Source organism: Parvibaculum sp. (genome assembly GCF_035325945.1).
Classification (GTDB): Bacteria; Pseudomonadota; Alphaproteobacteria; order Parvibaculales; family Parvibaculaceae; genus Parvibaculum.
The window spans coordinates 1-2,099 of record NZ_DAOKYX010000041.1; the positions used below are offsets into that span (position 1 = coordinate 1).

At 66.7% G+C, this 2,099-nt stretch carries 2 protein-coding genes and 1 pseudogene; 2 read left to right on the forward strand and 1 reads right to left on the reverse strand.

Going from position 1 to position 2,099, the window contains the following annotated elements; genetic code table 11:
- Positions 1-476: pseudogene (locus PKA57_RS13915) on the reverse strand (hypothetical protein); the annotation flags it as partial.
- A 144-nt stretch (positions 477-620) separates the two neighbouring features.
- Between PKA57_RS13915 and def the strand changes: the two are divergent.
- Positions 621-1,145 carry a peptide deformylase gene (gene def, locus PKA57_RS13920; protein ID WP_324301574.1) on the forward strand — a complete coding sequence of 175 codons (525 nt, stop codon included), beginning with the start codon at positions 621-623 and terminating at the stop codon, positions 1,143-1,145.
- A gap of 28 nt (positions 1,146-1,173) precedes the next feature.
- The coding region (gene fmt, locus PKA57_RS13925) for a methionyl-tRNA formyltransferase (RefSeq protein WP_324301576.1) at positions 1,174-2,099 on the forward strand (926 nt) is incomplete at its 3' end.

The following is a 2,099-nucleotide window of genomic DNA, read 5'->3' on the forward strand; positions in this document are numbered from 1 at the left end:
TCGCTCGTCTTGGCGAAATTGCCGGTCAGTTCCTCGCGCAGCTCCCGCGCGGCCGACTGGGCGCGCTGGTTGGCGGCATCGAGACTTTCGGTGATCGACTGGCGCAGCGCCTCGCGGCTCTTCGCCGCCTCGATCTCCATGCGCGCCATGTCCTGATCGAGCTTCTGGCCGATGGCGGCGACGGGCGTGCGGATCGCCTCGATCCCGCTATCGAGCCTCTGGGCGAGGGAGTCCTGAAATCCGCGGAGATTGTCGCCAAGCTCCTGCCGCGTGAGCAGGGCCTGCGTCTGGGTTTCGTTCCTCACCCGATCGGTTTCGGTGCGGATGACATTGGCAATCTCATCGGCAATCTCATCGTCGACGCCCTCGCCGCCCGCCTCTTTCGCGCTCCGGCGAAAGGCGAGAAAAGCGAAGATGGCTGCCGCAAGGCTGAAAAGCCCCGATGCGAGGGTCAGATAGAGGGTCCAGTTTTCCATTTTCTCTCCCGGCTTCCCCTCGCGCGGACAGGTGGCGGGCGAGGGGAACATTCGGGCAACTATAGCCGATTCCCCCGCGGGCGCGCTTGTGGATTGGCGCCGGGCTCGCTTGACCGGCAGGGCCGGGGAGCTTATCTGAACCCCATGGCCATACGTGAAATCATCACCGCGCCCGACCCGCGCCTGAAACAGGTCTCCAAGCCCGTCGAGCGGGTGGACGACGATCTGCGCCGTCTCATGGACGACATGCTGGAGACGATGTATGCGGCGCCGGGCATCGGCCTCGCCGCCATACAGATCGGCGTTCCGAAGCAGGTCATCGTGATGGACCTCGCGCGCGAGGGCGAGGAGCCGCAGCCGCGCTATTTCGTCAATCCGGAGATCCTCTGGACCTCCGACGAACTCTCCACCTATGAGGAGGGCTGCCTTTCGGTTCCCGAACTCTATGAGGAGGTGGATCGCCCGTCGCGCTGCCGCGTCCGGTTCCTCGACTATCAGGGTGAGATCCGCGAACTGGATTGCGAGGGCATGCTCGCGACCTGCATCCAGCATGAGATGGATCATCTGAACGGCGTTCTCTTCATCGACCATCTCTCCAAGCTCAAGCGTTCGATGATGCTGAAGAAGCTCGCCAAGGCGAAGAAGCTCCAGGAAAAGGAATTCGCCTGAGCCGGTCGCGCCTCGGGCATGCCGCGCCATGACCCTCCGCCTCGCCTTCATGGGCACGCCCGATTTCGCCGTTCCCGTCCTCGCCGAGCTTATCGCCGCGGGCCACGAGATCGCTGCCGTCTATTCCCAGCCGCCGCGCAGGGCGGGGCGCGGCATGGCCGAGCAGCCCTCGCCCGTGCATCGCTTCGCCGAGGCGAACGGGCTTTCCGTCCGCACGCCCGTCTCGCTCAAATCGCCGGAGGAGCAGTCGGCCTTCGCCGCCCTCGGCCTCGACGCGGCCGTCGTCGTCGCCTATGGCCTCATTTTGCCGAAGCCGGTGCTCGATGCGCCGCGCCTCGGCTGCCTCAATCTCCACGCCTCGCTGCTTCCGCGCTGGCGCGGGGCGGCGCCCATCCAGCGGGCGATCATGGCGGGTGATGCCGAAACGGGCGTCATGGTGATGCAGATGGATGAGGGGCTCGATACCGGCCCCGTGCTGCTTGCGGAGCATGTGCGGATCGGGCCGAAGGCGACCGCCGGAAGCCTTCATGACGAGCTTTCGCGGATCGGCGCCTCGCTCATGGTGCGCGCCTTGGCGGCCTTGGAGCGCGGGGCGCTTCAGGCCATGCCGCAGGCGGCTGGTGGCGTCACCTATGCGAGCAAGATCGACAAGGACGAGGCGCGGATCGACTGGTCGCGCGATGCTGGCGCGCTCGATTGCCACATTCGCGGCCTCACGCCCTTTCCCGGCGCCTTCTTCGAGGTCATGCGCGACAAGGCGCCGGTCAGGATCAAGGTCCTGCGCGCGGAGCCCGTTGCCGGGAGCGGCGCGCCGGGCGAGGTTCTTTCGCTCGACGGCGGCATCACCATCGCCTGCGGGCAGGGCGCGCTCCGCATCGCCGAGCTGCAGCGCGCGGGCAAAGGCCCGATGCAGGCGGAGGATTTCCTCCGCGGCTTTCCGCTGCATGTGGGTGA